Origin of the sequence: Streptomyces pyxinae (genome assembly GCF_024756275.1) — a bacterium.
GTDB classification, from domain to species: Bacteria; Actinomycetota; Actinomycetes; order Streptomycetales; family Streptomycetaceae; genus Streptomyces; species Streptomyces pyxinae.
In genome coordinates this window covers 25,046-42,964 of record NZ_JANUGQ010000007.1, presented here as the reverse complement: position 1 = coordinate 42,964, position 17,919 = coordinate 25,046, and the positions used below count along the sequence as shown (strand labels likewise).

Below are 17,919 nucleotides of genomic sequence, written 5' to 3'. Positions count from 1 at the left end.
TACTGAGCCCCTAGGACCCCCTGTGACCAGTCTCAACGTCGAGATGCTGGCAGCGGACGCCGCCGAACCGATCACCTCGGCGGGCAACGCCCAGCTCGGCATCGCCGTGCTGGCGGGCATCGCCGTCATCGTCCTGCTCATCACCAAGTTCAAGCTGCACGCCTTCCTGGCGCTGACCATCGGGTCGCTGGCGCTGGGCGCGTTCGCGGGCGCCCCGCTCGACAAGGCCATCGCCTCCTTCTCGGCGGGCCTCGGCTCGACGGTGGCGGGCGTCGGCGTGCTGATCGCGCTCGGCGCCGTCCTCGGCAAACTGCTCGCGGACTCCGGCGGCGCGGACCAGATCGTCGACACCATTCTGGCCAGGGCCGGCGGCCGGGCCATGCCCTGGGCGATGGTGCTCATCGCCTCGGTGATCGGGCTGCCGCTCTTCTTCGAGGTCGGGATCGTGCTGCTGATCCCGGTGGTGCTGCTGGTCGCCCGGCGCGGCAACTACTCGCTGATGCGGATCGGCATCCCGGCGCTGGCCGGCCTCTCGGTGATGCACGGGCTGATCCCGCCGCACCCCGGCCCGCTGGTCGCCATCGACGCCATCGGCGCCAACCTGGGCGTGACGCTGGCGCTGGGCATCCTGGTGGCCGTGCCGACCGTGATCATCGCCGGTCCGCTCTTCTCCCGGTACGCGGCCCGCTGGGTGGACATCGAGGCCCCCGACCGGATGATCCCGCAGCGCGCCTCCGAGGAGCTGGACCGCCGTCCGAGCTTCGGCGCCACGGTCGCCACCGTGCTGCTGCCGGTGGTGCTGATGCTGGTCAAGGCGCTGGTCGAGATCGTGGTCGACGACCCGGAGAACCACCTCCAGCGGGTCACCGATGTGATCGGCGCCCCGCTGATCGCCCTGCTCGCGGCGGTGCTGGTGGGCATCTTCACGCTGGGCCGGGCGGCCGGCTTCACCCAGGAGCGGATCTCCTCCACCGTCGAGAAGTCGCTCGCCCCGATCGCCGGGGTGCTGCTGATCGTCGGCGCCGGCGGCGGCTTCAAGCAGACCCTGATCGACGTGGGCGTGGGCCAGATGATCCTGGACTTCTCCAAGAGCTGGTCCATCCCCGCGCTGCTGCTGGGCTGGCTGATCGCGGTGGCCATCCGGCTGGCGACCGGCTCCGCCACGGTGGCCACCATCTCGGCCGCCGGTCTGGTGGCGCCGCTGGCCGCCGACATGTCCACCACCCACGCGGCGCTGCTGGTGCTGGCCGTCGGCGCCGGTTCGCTCTTCTTCAGCCATGTCAACGACGCGGGCTTCTGGCTGGTGAAGGAGTACTTCGGGATGAGCGTCGGACAGACGGTCAAGACCTGGTCGGTGATGGAGACGATCATCTCGGTCTGCGGGATCGTCTTCGTGCTGCTGCTCTCCCTGGTGTTGTAGCGGTGACCGCCCCGCCGGACGGCTCCGCCGACTCCGCCGACTCCGTCTTACGCCTCCGAGGGCGCCGGGAAAATCCGCTTCCCGGCGCCCTCCCGCGTGCCAGACTCCGATTGCTCGGATCACTCGGATCACTCGGATCACTCCGATCCTGGAGAGCGGAGACACGCTGGTGGGGGGCCTGGTGGGGAACGACGTGACAGACGAGCCGGTGGACGGGCTGCCGCCACAGCTGCTGGGCTTTCCGGGGCCGCTGCGGGACCGGCTGGTGGCCGTGGTGCTCTCCGGCGCCAAGACCACCACGACCGGACTGCTCGCCGAGTACGAGGCGGAGCGGGAGCCGCTGCCGGAGGTGGGCCGGCGGTCGGCGGTGCTCGACTCGTACGGGCTCCCGGTGGCCGTGATCGAGCTGACCGGGGTGCGGGTGCTGCCGCTCGGCGCGGTGGACCTGGAGCACGCCCGGGACGAGGGCGAGGGGTACGAGACGGTCGCCGCCTGGCGCGCGGGCCACGAGGAGTTCTGGCACGGCCCGGAGCTGCGGGCGGCGCTGGGCGACCCGGACTTCACCGTGGACGACACCACGATGCTGGTCACCGAGCGGTTCCGGGTGGCCGCCCGGCGGGCGGTGGCGGGGGCGGACCGGGCGGTCGCGGGTGAGCTGCGGCTGCTGGACCCGGCGGTACGCCGCTCCCGCGAGGCGGCCGGGTGGTTGCTGCACCCGGAGTTCTCGGAGGTGGGCGCCTCGGGGCGGCGGTGGAGCCGGGCGGAACTGCTGGACGCCCTGCCGGGGATGGCGGGCGCGGAGGCCGTGACGGGTACGGCGGCCGAGGGCGCGGTACGGGTCGCCGGGATGGCCGCCGTGGAGCTGGGCCCGGAGCTGGTGCACCTGACGTACGAGACGACGGGACCCGGCGGGCGGGCGCGGCGCAGCTCGCTCTGGCGCCGGTCCACTCCGGCGGAGACGGCGGCGGGGGCGGCCGAGTGGCGGCTCTACTACCACCAGGGGACACCGGCGGGGGACGGCTGAGGCCCGGGGCGGGTCCCCGGGGTGATCGGGGGCGGGACCGGGGGCACCGGAGGGCCGACAGGAACCGGGGCGGGAGCGCCTGGCGGCCGGGGCGGGGCCGGCAGGGGTGCTCCGGGTCGGACAGGAGCGGGGCCCCCAGGGCGGAGTCCCTGGGACGGGCGGGGCCGGGGCACCGGAGGGGGCCGGCGGGTCCCGGACCTGAAGGGCCGGGCATGACGAGGGCCATGCCGGGCCGCACGGCCGGGACCATGGTCTGGAGCGGCCGGAGAGGTCCGTCGCGAGCCTGCGGGGCGGGAGCCCCGGAGCCGGAGCGGGTCCCACGCGGCCGGCGGTTTCGGGGTGGACGGAGGCCGGGGAGCCCGCAGAGGGGTCGGCGTTCGAGGGCGCCCCGGGCGCAGGCCAGCCGGGGCGAGGTGAAGGCACCCCGGGGTGGCCAGAGCAGGGTGACCCGGCGGGGCCCGGGAGGGACCGGCCGGGGCTTCCGGGACCCGGGAAGCCCCGGGGGGCGGATGCCGTACGCCGGAGGCCCGGGAACCACAGGACGGTAAGCGGCCGGGGCCCCAGGGCCCCGGGGCCGAGGGCGGGGCCCAGAAGGGCGCGGCGCGGTGGGCGGCCGGGGCGGCGGGCGGGCGGTCCTGGGGCGGCTCGCACCCGGGGTCCTCAGGACACCGCGCGGGCAGCGGCGCGGCCGGCGGATGCCGTACGCCGGAGGCCGGGGAGCCCGCAGAGGGGTCGGCGTTCGAGGGCGCCCCGGGCGCAGGCCAGCCGGGGCGAGGTGATGGGCACCTCGGGATGGCAGGAGCAGGGTGGCCCCTCGAGGCCCGGGAGGAACCCGCCGGGCCTTCCGGGACCCGGGGAGCCCCGGGCCGTCGGACGTCGTGCGCCGGAGGCCCGGGAACCACAGGACGGTAAGCGGCCGGGGCCCCGGGGCCGAGGGCGGGGCCCAGAAGGGCGCGGCGCGGTGGGCGGCCGGGGCGGCGGGCGGGCGGTCCTGGGACGGCTCGCACCCGGGGTCCTCAGGACACCGCGCGGGCAGCGGCGCGGCCGGCGGATGCCGTACGCCGGAGGCCGGGGAGCCCGCAGAGGGGTCGGCGTTCGAGGGCGCCCCGGGCGCAGGCCAGCCGGGGCGAGGCGAAGGCACCCCGGGACGGCCGGAGCAGGGTGACCCGGCGGGGCCCGGAAGGGACCGGCCGAGCCTTCCGGGACCCGGGAAGCCCCGGGGGGCGGACATCGTGCGCCGGAGGCCCGGGAGCCACGGGACGGTAAGCGGCCGGGCCCCCGGGGCCGGGCGATTCCATGCGCCGGCGGCCCGGAAGGGTCCCCGGAGCCAAGGGCGGGGCCCGGAAGGGCGCGGCGCGGTGGGCGGGCGGTCCTGGGGCGGCTCGCACCCGGGGTCCTCAGGACACCGCGTGGGCGGCGGCGCGGCCGGCGGCTCGGCCGGAGAAGAGGCAGCCGCCGAGGAAGGTGCCCTCCAGGGAGCGGTAGCCGTGCACCCCGCCGCCGCCGAAGCCGGCCGCCTCCCCCGCCGCGTACAGGCCGGGCAGCGGCTCGCCGTCCTGCCGCAGCACCCGGGCGGCGAGGTCGGTCTCCAGACCGCCCAGCGACTTCCGGGTCAGGATGTTCAGCCGTACGGCGACCAGCGGGCCCGCCGCCGGGTCGAGCAGCCGGTGCGGGGCGGCCGTACGGATCAGCCGGTCGCCCAGATAGCGGCGGGTGCCCCGGATGGCGGTGACCTGGAGATCCTTGGTGAACGGGTTGGTGATCTCGCGGTCCCGGGCGACGATCTCCCGGCGCAGCGCGGCCTCGTCGATCAGCGGCTCGGCGGTGAGCGCGTTCATCCCCCGGACCAGCGCCGGCAGGTCCGGCTCCACCACGAAGTCGGCGCCGTGGTCCAGGAACGCCTGGACCGGCCCCGGGACGTCGGCGCGGGCCCGTTCGAACACCCCGCGCACCGAGCGGCCGGTCAGGTCGGGGTTCTGCTCGGAGCCGGAGAGGGTGAACTCCTTGCCGGCGATCCGGCGGTTGAGCACGAACCAGGTGTGGCCGTGGCCGGTGCGCATGATGTGCTCCAGGGTGCCCAGGGTGTCGAAGCCCGGGAAGAGCGGCACCGGGAGCCGGGCGCCGCGCGCGTCCAGCCAGAGCGAGGAGGGGCCGGGCAGGATGCGGATGCCGTGCCGGGCCCAGATCGGGTTCCCGTTCTCGATGCCCTCGGTGTAGTGCCACATCCGGTCGCGGTTGATCAGATGGGCGCCCGCCCGTTCGGCGATGCCGAGCATCAGCCCGTCCACATGGGCGGGCACCCCGGAGAGCAGCTTCCCGGGCGGGGTGCCGAGCCGCTCCGGCCACTGGGCGCGTACCAGCTCGTGATTGCCGCCGATACCGCCGGAGGTGACGATCACCGCCTGGGCCCGGTACTCGAAGGCGCCGGACACCTCCCGGCCGCTGGCGGCCCCTCGTTCGGCGGTTGACGGCTCCAGGATTTCGCCGCTCACCGTATCGGCGGCGCCCGCCGTGGTGGACAGCCCGGTCACCCGGTGCCGGAACAGCGGCCGGACCAGGCCCCGGGCCGCCGCCGCGCGCACCCGCCGCTCGAACGGGGCGACCAGGCCGGGCCCGGTCCCCCAGGTGATGTGGAAGCGCGGCACCGAGTTGCCGTGGCCGGTCGCCGCGTAGCCGCCGCGCTCGGCCCAGCCCACGACCGGGAAGAACCGGACCCCCTGGCGGCGGAGCCAGGCCCGCTTCTCGCCGGCCGCGAAGTCGACGTACGCCTCCGCCCAGGCCCGGGGCCAGTGGTCCTCGGGCCGGTCGAAGCCGGCCGTGCCCAGCCAGTCCTGGAGGGCGAGGTCGTGGCTGTCCCGGATCCGCATCCGGCGCTGCTCGGGCGAGTCGACCAGGAAGAGGCCGCCGAAGGACCAGTGCGCCTGGCCGCCGAGGGACTGTTCCGGCTCCTGGTCGAGCAGGATGACGCTCCGTCCGGCGTCGGCCAGTTCGGCGGTCGCGACCAGTCCGGCGAGCCCCGCACCGATCACGATCACATCAGCGTCGTACGCCATGGGTGTCCCTCTGCCCCTCTGTCCATCCGCTGTCCCCTGGTGGGCGCTCTCGCCGGTGGACTGGTCCGATCTTCAGTACCCGGCGGTAACCCGTCAACCGTCCGGACCGGACCGGTGGGCTCTCTCGGTGGACTCCTTCGGGGGCTGCTTTGATGGGATCATGAGCTCTGCTGACGAGATCCTGGATGTCGTGGACGAGCGCGACAGGGTGGTGGGACAGGCGCCGCGCGGTGAGGTGTACGCCCGGGCACTGCGGCACCGGTGTGTGTTCGTCCTGGCCAGAGACGCGGAGGACCGGATCTTCGTGCACCGCCGGACGCCGGTGAAGGCCATCTTCCCCTCCCGCTACGACATGTTCGTCGGCGGAGTCGTCGGGGCCGGCGAGAGCTACGACGAGGCGGCGCTGCGGGAGGCCGAGGAGGAACTGGGGGTGCGCGGGCTGCCGCGGCCGGTACCGCTCTTCCGGTTCTTCTACGACTCCGGGGAGTACGGCCATGGCTCCTGGTGGTCGGCCGTCTACGAGGTGCGCTGCGAGCTGCCGGTCTCCCCCCAGGTCGAGGAGGTCGCCTGGCACACCTTCCTCCCGGAGCCGGAGGTGGTGGCCCGGCTGGCCGACTGGGACTGGGTGCCGGACGGCGTCGCGGCCTATGAACGGCTGCGGGACTGGCGGGAGTGGCGGGAGCGGGAACGCCGGGAACGCCCGGAACGCCGGGAACGCCGGGAACTCTGTGTGCGCGGGGAGTTCGCGGAACCCGGGGAGTCCAGGGAGCCCGGTGGGCGCGGGGAGCCCGGGGGCGGGGGCTCCGCCGGATGAGTGGATCCGGTGAGCGCGGCGGGCTCGCCCGGGGGCTGCGGCTCTGGTTCGCGCCCGAGCGGATCCGGGAGGAGGGCAGGACCCCGGACTACCGCTTCTCGCTCGCCAATGAGCGCACCTTCCTGGCGTGGCTGCGCACCGCGCTGGCGCTGGTGGGCGGCGGGTTCGCGGTGGACCAGTTCCTGCCGGAGCTGCGCTGGGGCGTCCGGGTCGCCCTGGCGCTGGCGCTGCTGGGTGCCGGGGCGCTCTGCGCGCTGCGGGCGGTCAACCACTGGGTGCGGGCCGAGCGGGCGATGCGCCGGGGCGAGGATCTGCCGGTGAGCCGTTTCCCGGTGCTGCTGGGGCTGCTGGTGGGGGCGGTCGCGGCGGCGATGGTCCTGGTGGTGCTGCTGGGCCGGCTGCGGTGACGGAGTCCCGGGACCCGGGGCTGCAGCCGGAGCGCACCCGGCTGGCCTGGCGGCGTACGACGCTCTCCTGCACGGTGGTGGCGGTGCTGGCGGCCCGGCAGGGGCTGCACGACGGCCGGTCACCGGCCGGGCTGCTGGGCGGCGCGCTCTCGCTGCTGGTGTGGCTGGCGTTCCTGGGGCTGGCGCACCGCCGGGCGCGGGAGCTGGACACACCGCGCCCCCGGGCGGCCGGACTCCGGTACCCGGCGTCGGCGGCGCTCTGCGTGGTGGCGCTGGCGGCGTTCGCGGTGGCGGTGGTGGTGTGAGCCCCGGCGGTGCGGCACGGGTCCGCCGTCCGCGCGGTGGCCGGACGGCGCCCGGCCGCCGTCCGCGCGGGGGTCGACCGGCCAGTCGATCACGACGGTGTCCGGCCGGTGGCCGGCCGGTCCCGACGACGGCCGGCAGTCGGTCGGTGGCCGGCCGGCCGCCGGTCAACCGGTCCCGGCCTCCTCGACGGTGACCACGACCTTGCCGTTGAGCCCGCCCTCCTGCTGGACCCGCTGGGCCTCGGCGGCGCGTTCCAGCGGGAAGGCGCGGGCCACCCGTACCGTCACCACGCCCTGCTCGGCCAGGTCCGCGAGGGCGGCCAGGTCGTCCGGGTCGGGCCGTACGAACACATAGGCGCCGCCCAGTGAGGCGACCTCGCCGTCCGCGATGGAGGCCAGCCGCCCCTCCGGGGCCAGCAGATTGGCCGAGTCCTTGAGCGTCTGGCCGCCCAGCGTGTCGAAGGCCGCGTTCACCCCGTCCGGGGCGGCGGTCCGTACCCGGGACTTGAAGCCGTCGCCGTACACCACCGGCTCGGCGCCCAGCTCGCGCACCCGGTCCGCGCCGTGCTCCCGTACGGCGCCGAGCACCCGCGCCCCGAAGTGCCGGGCGAGCTGGACGGCGAGGGCGCCCACCGCCCCGGCCGCCGCGTGGATCAGCACCGTGTCGCCGGGGCCCACCCGCAGGGCGCCGCGCAGCACCTGGTAGGCGGTGAGCCCGGCCAGCGGAAGCCCGGCCGCCTCCTCGAAGCCCAGGTTGCGGGGCTTGCGGGCCAGGGTGCGGACCGGGGCGGCGACGTACTCGGCGAAGGTGCCGTGGCAGAGCACGTCCTCCCGCACGTAGCCCATGACCTCGTCGCCGACCGCGAACTCCGGCACCGCCACCCCGGGCTGCACCACGACACCGGAGACGTCCCAGCCGGGGACGACCGGGAAGACGGTGTCCAGGGCGGTGTCCAGATAGCCGGCCTGGGCCTTCCAGTCGACCGGGTTCACCGCCGCCGCGCGCACCCTGACCAGCACCTTGTCGGGGCCGACGCGCGGGTCGGGACGGTCGCCGTACTCCAGGACCTCGGGACCGCCGTAGCGGCGGTAGCTGATCGCCTTCATGGGTCCGACCCTCCGGCCCGGGCCCGGCGCCCGCAACCCGGCGGGTGTCCCGGCGGCCCGCGCCGGAAGCGGCGTACGGGTGTCCCGGCGGCCCGCGCGGGGGCGGACTACGGTGGGAGAGTCCGAAGAGTCCCCGGCAGCCCCCGGCGGGCGCCCCGGGACGGAGCCCGGCGGGTCTTCCCGGAAAGGGCGCTGCCATGACCGCTCCCCACCCCGAACACCCCGGCCACGACCACACCCACGGGCCGGGCCGCGGACACGCCTCCGTACCGCACGGCATCCATGACGACAGCGGGGCCTTCGCGCACGACGGGCATCCGCACCGGGAACACGCCGGCCGCGGGGACGCGTGCGAGCCCGGTGAGCACATCGCGCACAGCGGCCACGCCCATGAGCACGGCGCCGGCCGCGGGCATCCGGCCGTGCTCCACGGCATCCATGACGACGGCGGAGCCCACGCCCACGACGGCCACCGGCACGCCGCCCACGACAGGCACGGGGACGAGCACTGAATCCCGGCCTCCCGGCACCGTGGCCCGGCGCGCGGCCGGGTACCCTCTGGATGACATACCGACTGGTCGGTCAGACTGCTGCCGACCTTCACGCCGCCGTCCCCGGAGGTGCCCGCCGTGCCCGCCGAGCAGCCCGTGCCGCCCGAACAGCCGGAACGACAGCCGGAACAGTCGAAGCAGCCGGAGCGACCGGATTCACCCGAGCAGCCGGGGCCGCCCGGTCTCGACCCGGGGCGGCTGCGCGCGCTGCTGGACCGGGAGCGGCCCGGGCTGGTGTCCGGGCCGCTCACCGCCCGGCTCATCGAGGGCGGGCGGTCGAATCTCACCTATCTGGTGACCGGCGAAGGGGACGGCGGCGGTGGGGCCGGCCGGTGGGTGGTACGGCGGCCGCCGCTGGGCCATGTGCTGGCCACCGCCCACGACATGCAGCGGGAGCACCGGGTGATCAGCGCCCTGCACCCGACCGCCGTCCCGGTGCCGGAGCCGGTGCTGCTCTGCGAGGACGAGTCGGTGCTCGGGGCGCCCTTCTACGTCATGGAGTACGTGCCCGGCACTCCTTACCGGACCGCCGGTGAGCTGGCCGCGCTGGGGCCGGAGTGCACCCGGTCGGCCGTGCTCGCCCTGGTCGACACCCTGGTGGAGCTGCACGCGGTGGACCCGGCGGCGGTGGGGCTCGGGGACTTCGGGCGCCCGGACGGCTTCCTGGAGCGGCAGTTGCGCCGCTGGGGCAAGCAACTGGACGCCTCCCGCAGCCGGGAGCTGCCCGGTATCGACGCGCTGGCCGCCGGTCTCGCCCGGGCGCTGCCCGGTTCCCCGGCGCCCACCGTGGTGCACGGCGACTACCGGCTGGACAACGCCCTGCTGGGCCCGGACGACACCGTGGCCGCCGTGCTGGACTGGGAGATGTCCACCCTCGGGGACCCGCTCACCGACCTGGGGCTGCTGGTCATGTACAGCACCCCGCTGGAGCTGCCGGACTCCCCCGTCTCCACCACCGCGGGCGCCCCGGGCCATCCGCCGGCCGGGGAACTGGTCGAGCGGTACGCCGCCCGCTCGGGCCGGGACACCTCGGCGGTCGCCTGGTACACGGCGTTCGCCTGGTTCAAGCTCGCCGTGATCCTGGAGGGCATCCACTACCGGTACACCCTCGGGCAGACCGTCGGCGCCGGCTTCGACCGGATCGGCGCGCTGGTCCCGGTCTTCATCGAGCACGGGCTCACCACACTCACCACGCTCACCCCGCGTCCCACCACGCTCCGGAAGGGCTGAACCGGTATGGACTTCGCGTTCGACGCGCGCACCGAGGAACTGCGGGAGCGGCTGCTCGCCTTCATGGACGAACGGGTGTACCCGGCCGAGGAGGTGGCGCGGGAGCAGCGGGAGCGGCTCGCCTCGCCGTGGGAGACCCCTCCGGTGGTGGAGGAGCTGAAGGCCGAGGCGCGGCGGCGGGGGCTGTGGAACCTGTTCCTCCCCGACCCGGAGTACGGCGCCGGGCTGACCAATCTCCAGTACGCGCCGCTGGCCGAGATCACCGGGCGCTCGCCCCAACTCGCCCCCACGGCACTGAACTGCGCGGCGCCGGACACCGGGAACATGGAGCTGCTGGCCGAGTTCGGCGACGAGGGACAGCGGAAGCGCTGGCTGGAACCGCTGTTGGCCGGGGAGATCCGGTCGGCCTTCGCGATGACCGAGCCGGGCGTGGCCTCCTCGGACGCCACCACCGTCGAGACCCGGATCGAGCGGGACGGCGACCACTATGTGATCACCGGGCGCAAGTGGTACATCTCCGGGGCCATGCACCCGGACTGCGCGGTCTTCATCGTGATGGGCCAGACCGATCCCGGCGGCGCCGATCCGCGCCGCCGCCAGTCGATGGTGCTGGTGCCCCGGGACACTCCCGGCGTCGAGGTGCGGCGGGCGATGCGGGTGTACGGCTACGAGGACCACTACCACGGCGGCCACGCCGAGGTGGTCTTCGACGGGGCCCGGGTGCCGGCCGGCCAGCTGATCGGGGAGGAGGGCGGCGGCTTCGCCATCGCGCAGGCGCGGCTGGGCCCGGGGCGCATCCACCACTGCATGCGGCTGATCGGGATGGCCGAGCGGGCGATCGAGCTGATGTGCCGCCGGGCGCTCTCGCGTACCGCCTTCGGCACCGAGCTGGCCCGGCAGGGCGTGGTGCGCGCCTGGATCGCGGACGCCCGGGTGGCGGTGGAGCAACTGCGACTGCTGGTGCTCAAGACGGCCTGGCTGATGGACACGGTGGGCAACCGGGGCGCCCACACCGAGATCCAGGCCATCAAGATCGCCACTCCGCGCGCGGTGGTGGACATCATCGACCGGGCGGTGCAGCTGCACGGCGCGGCCGGGGTGAGCCAGGACTTCCCGCTCGCCGAGCTGTGGGCGGCGGCCCGGACCCTCCGGCTGGCCGACGGCCCGGACGAGGTGCACCAGCGTTCGCTGGCCCGCCGGGAGCTGCGCAAGTACGCCTGACGCGGCGGCGGGGACCCGGCGGGAGCCGCGCCGGTACGCCTGACGCGGGCGGAGGGCCCGGCGGGCGGCTCAGGGCCGGAGGGTGGCTCAGGGCCGGAGGGCGCGGAGGAGCAGGTCGGCGAGGTGGCCGGCGACCTGCTCGGGGCTGAGCGGGCCGTCCGGGCGGTACCAGGTGGAGAGATGGTGGACCGAGCCGAAGTGGTAGTCCACCACCAGGTCCGCCGGGGTGGCCGGGGAGAACACCCCGGCCCGCTGGCCCTCCTCGATCAGGGCCCGGAACCGCTCGTGGTAGCGCCGTCGTTCGGCACGTACCTGCTTGTTCTTCTCCGGGCTGAGGTGGTGCATGGAGCGGAAGAAGATGGCGGCGTCGTCGAGGTTCTCGATGGTGGTGACCACCACGTCGGCGGCGGCGTTCCGCAGCCGCTCCCCGACCGGCGCGTCGGCCTCCGCGAAGGCGTCGAGCCGCTCCTGCTGGAGCCGGAGCACCCGGGAGTAGACCTCCTGGAGCAGGTCTTCCTTGGAGCCGAAGTAGTGGTAGAGGGCGCCCTTGGTGACGCCTGCCGCCTCCACGATCTCCTGGACGGAGGTGCGGTCGTAGCCGCGCTCGGCGAAGAGCCGGGTGGCGGCGGCGAGCAGCCGCTGCGGGACGGGGGTGCCGCTCCCGTCCGTTGTCCTGGCCATGCGCCGCCGCCTCTCTCGCGTCTCCGTCGTCGGTCGTGGACGTGCTCCGGTGCCAGGCAGGATCTTCGCATCCGGCCGTCCGGCCGGTGCGGGCAGGCCACGCCCGGCCGCCGGGCGGGGCTCGCGGGCCCCCGCTGCCGGGCGGCGCTCGCGGACCGCGGCCGGTCACCCGGGGGCGCGGGGGTGCTCACTCCCGGTCCATGGCCTCCCACTGCCGCTGGAGCCCGTTCATGGCGCCGAGCCAGCGCTCCGGGTCGGCCGCCCGGCCCGCGTAGTACCCGGCCACCTCCGGGTGCGGCAGGATCAGGAACCGGTCCTCGGCCATCCCCGTGAACAGCGCCTCCGCGACCGCCTCGGGCTCGACGGCGGTGGGGACGAGCAGCAGCTCGCCGGCGGCTCCGGAGGCGGTGAGCATGTCCGTACGCACACCCTGCGGGCACATGGCGTGCACCTTCAGCCCCCGGTGGCGGTAGGTGAGGGACAGCCATTCCGCGAAGGCGTACGCGCCGTGCTTGGTGACGCTGTAGGGCGCGGCGCCGACCATGGTGAGCAGCCCGGCGGCCGAGACGGTGGAGACGAACCGCCCGCCGCCCCGGGCCAGCCAGCCGGGCAGCAGGGCGCGGACCGCGCGGACGTGCGCCATGACATTGACGTCCCAGGCGGCGGCCCACACCGGCTCGTCCGCGAAGGCGTCACCCGGCGAGCCGACCCCGGCGTTGGCGCAGTAGACGTCGATCTCCCCGCCGAGCGCCGCCCGGGCCTCCGCGACGACCAGGGAGGCGTCCCCGGGGACGGCGGTGGCGCCGATCCCGGCGGCGACCGACGCGGCGCGCTCCGCGTCCAGATCGTTGACCACGACCCGGGCGCCCGCGGCGGCGAACCTGCGGGCGAGCGCCGCCCCGATGCCGCCGCCCGCCCCGGTGACGACCACGCCCGCGCCCCGCAGCGTGTCCATGAAGTCCACGGTGGCCCTTCCCTCCGTCGGCCGGCCCGCCGCCGTACGGCCTGCCGTACCTCTTCGTCGCGGCTGCCGCCGTACGGCCGCCGTGCGTCCCGCCGTACGGCCGCGGCGCCGTCGGCAGACTAACCGGTCGGTATGTCATCGGAAAGGGGTGGACGGAGGGAGCCGGGCCGGGTGTGCGCGGGTCCCGTTCCCGGCGGCGGCCGGGCGCGCTAGCGTGCGAGGCGTCCACTCCGGGGCTCCTCGGCGCGACGGGCCCCGGCCGAGGAGCCCCGGAGGTGCGCCCATGGACGTGTCCAGACGAGATCTGCTGATCGCCGGCTCCACGGCGGGGGCGGCGGGGCTCACCGGCGGGAGCGCCGGGCCGGCCCTGGCCGGATCCCCCGGCCCCGTCCCCGCCGCCTCGCCGGCCGGCGAGGCGCCCCGGGTGCGGACCGGGTTCGACCGGCTGGCCGCCGGCGGCTACCGCGAGCTGGCCGGACGGCGGGTGGGGGTGGTGACCAATCCGACCGGGGTCACCCCGGACGTCCGGCACATCGTGGACGTGATGCACGCCGACCCCCGGGTGGATCTGCGGGCGGTCTTCGGGCCGGAGCACGGCTTCCGGGGCACGGCCCAGGCGGGCGGTTCGGAGGGGCGGTACACCGATCCGGCGACCGGGCTGCCGGTCTACGACACATACCAGAAGAGCGGTCAGGCGCTGGCGGACATCTTCACGGCGGCCGGTGTGGACACCGTCGTCTTCGACATCCAGGACGTGGGCGCGCGCTTCTACACCTACATCTGGACGCTCCACGACTGCATGGTGGCGGCCGGGCTCGCGGGGAAGCGGGTGCTCGTCCTGGACCGGCCGAACCCGGTGACCGGGCGGGCGGCGCTGGGGCCGGTGCTGGACCGGGCGTTCGCCTCCTTCGTCGGACGGGAGCCGATCGCCCAGGCGCACGGGATGACGGTGGCGGAACTGGCCCGGCTGTTCAACGGGGAGTTCCTGACCCGCCCGGTGGAGCTGGAGACGGTACGGATGTCGGGGTGGGCGCGGGACGACTTCTTCGGCACCACCGGTCTGCCGTGGGTGCCGCCCAGCCCCAACATGCCGACGCCGGACACCGCACTGGTGTACGCGGGCAGCTGCCTCTTCGAGGGGACCAATCTGTCGGAGGGGCGGGGCACCACCCGGCCGTTCGAACTGCTGGGCGCCGAGGGGATCGACGGGCGGTGGGCGGCGGCGGTGAACGCGCTGGAGCTGCCCGGGCTGCACGTCCGGGAGGCCTACTTCGCGCCGGTCTTCTCGAAGTTCGCGGGCCGCACGGCCGGCGGGGTGCACCTGCACGTCCACGACCGGCGGGCGTTCGACCCGGTACGGACCGGCATCGCCCTGCTGGTCACCGCCAAGCGCCTCTGGCCCGGCTTCGCCTGGCGCCCGGACCAGTGGATCGACCGGCTGACCGGCTCCTCCCGGGTGCGGACGCTGATCGACGCGGGCGCCGGTCCTGACGACGTGGTGCGCGCCTGGCGGGGGGAGCTGGCCGGCTTCCGGGAGCTGCGGCGAAGGTATCTGATGTACCGCTGAGCGATGGGCCGGACACCGCCGACCAGACATCTCGGGTGCGGTGCGGGCGAGATGGGCGAGAGCACCCCGGTGGACCGGTGGCCGGAAAATGGGTCTTCTTACCCACGAAAGTGTCGATCCGCTTTTTCGATGGATCCGAACCGGGCACCCGTACGTCCATTCCTTGATTCCCCGGGCCTCCGGCTCCTCCGGGGGCCGGGGTCTCGACGCAGAAGCATCAGCGGCGGAGGTGGTACGTACGATGGCCGGTTTCCGGAGTCTCGCCAGACAAGTCCGCGACCCCGAGTGCGATGTGGCGCTGCGACGGTACTCGCTGCGCAAGTGCCTTGAGCGGTTCGCCCCTTACGGGCACCAGGCGACCTGGCATCATCTCTGCACCCGGCACAGGTTCGGGCCCGAGGACCGGGACGCCGATCCGGCGCGGCTGGTGGCCGCGCTGAAGGAGCTGGAGGACGCGCGGGCGGTGTGGCTCGCGTACGAGGAGGAGTTCGCCGAGCGGCGGAAGCGCGAGAAGCACGACGGACTGCGCCGGCCGGGCTCCATCGACGACTGGCACCGGCGCACCTGGGGCGGGTACGGGGTGGCGCGGTGCGACGACCCGACCCTGCACCCGACGCTCCCGCTGGCGGAGGCGCTGCGCCGGCTGATCGCCGCGCTGCGGGCCGAGCCCGGTGAGCGCTGCCCGGTCTGTGCGGGCGACGAGATCGAGTGGCGGCCCGAGCTGACCCAGGAGCCGTGGTTCGGCCCGGTCTGCGCGGGCTGTGGGGTGGTGGTGCCCCAGCCGGTGCTGACGTCCGAGACGCTGCGGACCGCGAAGCGGATACAGCACCGGGTGCTGGCGTCGGTGGCGTGAGCCCGATCGGGTTCCGGGCACCCTGGTGGGCATGATTCAGGTCTGTCTCAACGGAGCACGCGGTGCGGGGGACTCCGCCGCGGTTCCGCTCTTTCCGGACGCCCTGGCCGAGTCGGCGGCGGAGGCGGTGGCGGCGGGCGCGGTGGATGTGCACGTCCACCCGAAGTCGCCGTGCGGCGCGGACAGTATGGCGCCCCGGGTGGTGGGCGCGGCGCTGGCCGCGATCCGGGCCGTGGTGGACGTGCCGGTCGGGGTCACCACGGGCGGCTGGGCCGAGCCCGACCCGGGACGACGGCTCGAACGGGTGCGCTCCTGGACGGTGCTGCCCGACCACGCCTCGGTCAACTGGCACGAGCCGGGCGCCGAGGAACTGGCCGCCGCCCTGCTGGAGCGCGGCATCGGCGTGGAGGCCGGCATCTGGTCGGGCACCGACGGCGCCCGGCTGTTCCGCCGCTCCCCGCTGGCGCCTCGGATGCTGCGGGTGCTGGCCGAGGTGACGGACCAGGAGCCCGCGACGGCCCCGGCGACCGCCCGGGAACTGCTGGCCGCGCTCGCCGGGACGGCGCCGGGTGTGCCGGTGCTGCTGCACGGCGAGGAGGGCGGCGCCTGGCCGGTCCTGCGGCTGGCGCGCGAACGGGGGCTGGCCACCCGGGTGGGGCTGGAGGACACCCGGTGCCTGCCGGACGGCCGCCCGGCCCGCTCCAACGCCGAACTGGTCGCCGCCGCGGTGGCATTGACCGGGTGAGGGGCCGGGGCCGGGGCGGGGTACGGGCGCGGGAGCCGTGGCGTACGGGGCGTACGGGCGCGGGAGCCGGGGCGGGCGTACGGGCCGGCGCGGCCGGCTCAGGCGTCCTGCGCGGTCTCCGGGGCTGTCGGGGCCTTCGGGGCACAGTCGGTGCGGGCGCGCTCCGCGAGCAGCCGGGAGCCGGTCAGCCGGGTGCCGAACACATCGCCCGGGTTGGAGAGTTCGCAGGTCTCCAGCGACAGGCAGCCGCAGCCGATGCACTCCGCGAGGGTGTCGCGCAGCCGGCCGAGCTGTTGGATCCGGGCGTCCAGCTCGGAGCGCCAGGCCGCGGAGAGCGTCGCCCAGTCCTCCCGGGTGGGGGTGCGCTCCTCCGGCAGGGTGGCCAGCGCCTCCCGGATGGTGGCCAGCGGGATGCCCACCCGCTGGGCCGCCCGGACGAAGGCGACCCGGCGGAGCGCGTCCCTGGCGTAGCGGCGCTGGTTCCCGCTGGTACGGCGGCTGTTGATCAGGCCCTTGGCCTCGTAGAAGTGCAGGGCCGAGACAGCCGCCCCGCTGCGCGCGGACAGCTGGCCGACCGTGAGCTCGGGGACCTTCTCGGGAATCTGCGGCACCTCGCCCACCCTACGGGACACCGCGCGGCCGGTCCGTTGACAGGGGCCACCCCGGCCACCATGCTGAGCAAGCGCTTGGAAACCCGTCCCCTCAGGGGCCTGCGGACCCCGGGCACGGACCGGCGCCACACTGGACGGGCAGGACGAGCAGCACCGGCAAGACGGGAGAGCGGGGCATGACGGAACCGAGGATCTTCACCACCGCCGACGAACTGCGGGCGGCGGTCGGTGAGCGATTGGGCCCCAGCGACTGGCTGGAGGTGGACCAGCGGCGGATCGATCTGTTCGCCGAGGCCACCGGCGACCACCAGTGGATCCATGTCGATCCGGAGCGGGCCGCCTCGGGGCCGTTCGGGACGACCATCGCGCACGGCTATCTCACCCTCGCGCTGCTCCCCCTGTTCGTCCCGCAGATCATGCGGGTGGAGGGGGTGCGGATGGGCGTCAACTACGGGACGAACAAGGTGCGGTTCCCGGCGGCCGTGCCGGTCGGTTCCCGGCTGCGCGCCACCGCCGTGGTCAAGGAGGTCGCGGAGGCGGGCGGCGGTCTCCAGCTGACGGCCGAGGTCACCGTGGAGCGTGCGGGCGGCGACAAGCCGGTGTGCGTGGCGGAGTCGGTCTCCCGGTACTACTTCTGACCCCGGGGCCGGCCCCGCCCCCGGCCCCCGGCCCCGACTCCGGGAATCCGGCTCCGGAGTCCGGGACGGGGGCCGGGCTCACGGCCGGGGCGGGGCGCCCACCATCCGCAGCACCAGGTCGGCGTAGAGGGCGCCCACCTCGTCGGGCGTACGCCGGCCCCGGGTGTTGAACCAGCGGGCCACGTCGATGCAGAGCGAGAGCACCGCCAGGGTGGTCCCGGGCACGTCCGGCACGTCGAACTCGCCCTCCCGTACCCCGTCTTCGAGGATCCGGCGGACGGCGGCGTCGCTCCGGCGGCGCAGCTCCAGGATCTCGGCGCGGTGCTCGGGACCGAGCGCGTCCAGCTCGTACTGGACCACCCGGGCGGTGTCGTACCGCCCGGCGTGCCAGCGGACGAAGGAACGCACGGCGTCGGCCAGCCGGTCGGCCGCGCCGCCGGGGCCGCCGGCCGCTCCCTCCAGGATCGCCAGGGCCTTGACGTGGCCGATCCGGCTGATCCGGTGGAGCAGCTCTTCCTTGGTCTTGTAGTGGATGTAGAGCGCGGCCGGGCTCATCCCGGCGCGGCCGGCGATGTCCCGGGTGGTGGTGGCGTGGTAGCCGCGCTCGGCGAAGGCCGCGACGGCGGCGACCAGCAGCCGCCGGGCCGCGTCCGGGGTCACCTCGCCCCACGGCATGTCGTCGGCCGTCTCCTCCGCCGTACCCATCGCGCGCCCCTTCCGCTCGTCCC

The 17,919-nt window shown here is 75.3% G+C and carries 18 protein-coding genes and 1 pseudogene; 13 read left to right on the top strand and 6 right to left on the bottom strand.

The genetic code is table 11. The annotated features are described in order from the left end of the window. Positions 1-22 precede the first annotated feature (22 nt). The 3 genes and pseudogenes from NX801_RS10475 (at position 23) to NX801_RS10465 (ending at position 2,444) form a co-directional block, all read left to right on the top strand. Positions 23-1,420: a GntT/GntP/DsdX family permease gene (locus tag NX801_RS10475; RefSeq protein ID WP_258787061.1), complete on the top strand. Its 1,398-nt coding sequence runs from the start codon at positions 23-25 to the stop codon at positions 1,418-1,420. A gap of 181 nt (positions 1,421-1,601) precedes the next feature. After that, positions 1,602-2,042 (top strand): annotated as a pseudogene (locus NX801_RS10470) (ASCH domain-containing protein); the annotation flags it as partial. Continuing rightward, positions 2,025-2,444, top strand: coding sequence for a nuclear transport factor 2 family protein (locus NX801_RS10465; RefSeq protein ID WP_428986120.1), 420 nt, complete (start codon positions 2,025-2,027; stop codon positions 2,442-2,444). The pseudogene NX801_RS10470 and the gene NX801_RS10465, both read left to right, overlap by 18 nt. A 1,397-nt stretch (positions 2,445-3,841) precedes the next feature. Here the strand turns inward: NX801_RS10465 and NX801_RS10460 are convergent. After that, the gene (locus NX801_RS10460; RefSeq protein WP_258787060.1) at positions 3,842-5,497 is read right to left on the bottom strand and encodes an FAD-binding dehydrogenase; all 1,656 of its coding nucleotides are present in this window, start codon (positions 5,495-5,497) and stop codon (positions 3,842-3,844) included. Between the two features lie 160 nt (positions 5,498-5,657). Between NX801_RS10460 and NX801_RS10455 the strand changes: the two genes are divergently transcribed. From NX801_RS10455 to NX801_RS10445, 3 genes are read left to right on the top strand one after another with little or no spacing between them, the layout of a single operon-like run. Further along, the gene (locus NX801_RS10455) at positions 5,658-6,311 is read left to right on the top strand and encodes an NUDIX domain-containing protein (protein WP_258787059.1); all 654 of its coding nucleotides are present in this window, start codon (positions 5,658-5,660) and stop codon (positions 6,309-6,311) included. Beyond that, entirely contained in the window at positions 6,308-6,718 is a 411-nt protein-coding gene (locus tag NX801_RS10450; RefSeq protein WP_258787058.1) for a YidH family protein, read from the top strand. Before NX801_RS10455 ends, NX801_RS10450 begins: the two co-directional genes overlap by 4 nt. Next, positions 6,715-7,023, top strand: coding sequence for a DUF202 domain-containing protein (locus NX801_RS10445; protein ID WP_258787057.1), 309 nt, complete (start codon positions 6,715-6,717; stop codon positions 7,021-7,023). Before NX801_RS10450 ends, NX801_RS10445 begins: the two co-directional genes overlap by 4 nt. A 165-nt stretch (positions 7,024-7,188) precedes the next feature. Here the strand turns inward: NX801_RS10445 and NX801_RS10440 are convergent, their stop codons facing one another. Then, the gene (locus NX801_RS10440) at positions 7,189-8,130 is read right to left on the bottom strand and encodes an NADP-dependent oxidoreductase (protein WP_258787056.1); all 942 of its coding nucleotides are present in this window, start codon (positions 8,128-8,130) and stop codon (positions 7,189-7,191) included. Positions 8,131-8,327: 197 nt separating this feature from the next. Here NX801_RS10440 and NX801_RS10435 point away from each other — a divergent pair, with 197 nt between their 5' ends. The 3 genes from NX801_RS10435 to NX801_RS10425 all read left to right on the top strand — a co-directional run bounded on the left by NX801_RS10435 (position 8,328) and on the right by NX801_RS10425 (position 11,132). After that, on the top strand, positions 8,328-8,642 hold the full coding sequence (locus NX801_RS10435; RefSeq protein ID WP_258787055.1) for a hypothetical protein: 315 nt from the start codon (positions 8,328-8,330) through the stop codon (positions 8,640-8,642). Between the two features lie 237 nt (positions 8,643-8,879). Next, positions 8,880-9,911, top strand: a complete 1,032-nt coding sequence (locus NX801_RS10430) for a phosphotransferase family protein (protein ID WP_258787287.1) — start codon at positions 8,880-8,882, stop codon at positions 9,909-9,911. A 6-nt stretch (positions 9,912-9,917) separates the two neighbouring features. Continuing rightward, entirely contained in the window at positions 9,918-11,132 is a 1,215-nt protein-coding gene (locus NX801_RS10425) for an acyl-CoA dehydrogenase family protein (RefSeq protein WP_258787054.1), read from the top strand. An 87-nt stretch (positions 11,133-11,219) separates the two neighbouring features. Here NX801_RS10425 and NX801_RS10420 read toward each other — a convergent pair whose 3' ends face one another. Continuing rightward, positions 11,220-11,813 carry a TetR/AcrR family transcriptional regulator gene (locus NX801_RS10420; RefSeq protein ID WP_258787053.1) on the bottom strand — a complete coding sequence of 198 codons (594 nt, stop codon included), beginning with the start codon at positions 11,811-11,813 and terminating at the stop codon, positions 11,220-11,222. 187 nt (positions 11,814-12,000) lie between these two features. After that, entirely contained in the window at positions 12,001-12,768 is a 768-nt protein-coding gene (locus NX801_RS10415; protein WP_258787285.1) for an SDR family oxidoreductase, read from the bottom strand. Positions 12,769-13,060: 292 nt separating this feature from the next. On the opposite strand from NX801_RS10415, the gene NX801_RS10410 reads away from it, so the two are divergent. From NX801_RS10410 to NX801_RS10400, 3 genes are all read left to right on the top strand, one after another. After that, the gene (locus NX801_RS10410; protein ID WP_258787052.1) at positions 13,061-14,344 is read left to right on the top strand and encodes an exo-beta-N-acetylmuramidase NamZ family protein; all 1,284 of its coding nucleotides are present in this window, start codon (positions 13,061-13,063) and stop codon (positions 14,342-14,344) included. 241 nt (positions 14,345-14,585) lie between these two features. Continuing rightward, positions 14,586-15,197, top strand: a complete 612-nt coding sequence (locus NX801_RS10405) for a hypothetical protein (RefSeq protein WP_258787050.1) — start codon at positions 14,586-14,588, stop codon at positions 15,195-15,197. Between the two features lie 31 nt (positions 15,198-15,228). Further along, positions 15,229-15,942: a 3-keto-5-aminohexanoate cleavage protein gene (locus NX801_RS10400; protein WP_258787048.1), complete on the top strand. Its 714-nt coding sequence runs from the start codon at positions 15,229-15,231 to the stop codon at positions 15,940-15,942. Between the two features lie 98 nt (positions 15,943-16,040). Here the strand turns inward: NX801_RS10400 and soxR are convergent, their stop codons facing one another. Beyond that, on the bottom strand, positions 16,041-16,553 hold the full coding sequence (soxR, locus tag NX801_RS10395) for a redox-sensitive transcriptional activator SoxR (protein WP_258787046.1): 513 nt from the start codon (positions 16,551-16,553) through the stop codon (positions 16,041-16,043). A gap of 176 nt (positions 16,554-16,729) precedes the next feature. On the opposite strand from soxR, the gene NX801_RS10390 reads away from it, so the two are divergent. After that, a complete protein-coding gene (locus NX801_RS10390; protein ID WP_258787045.1) occupies positions 16,730-17,191 on the top strand; it encodes a MaoC family dehydratase in 462 nt (153 codons plus the stop codon). A gap of 78 nt (positions 17,192-17,269) precedes the next feature. Here the strand turns inward: NX801_RS10390 and NX801_RS10385 are convergent, their stop codons facing one another. Then, on the bottom strand, positions 17,270-17,896 hold the full coding sequence (locus NX801_RS10385) for a TetR/AcrR family transcriptional regulator (RefSeq protein ID WP_258787044.1): 627 nt from the start codon (positions 17,894-17,896) through the stop codon (positions 17,270-17,272). Positions 17,897-17,919: the final 23 nt, after the last annotated feature.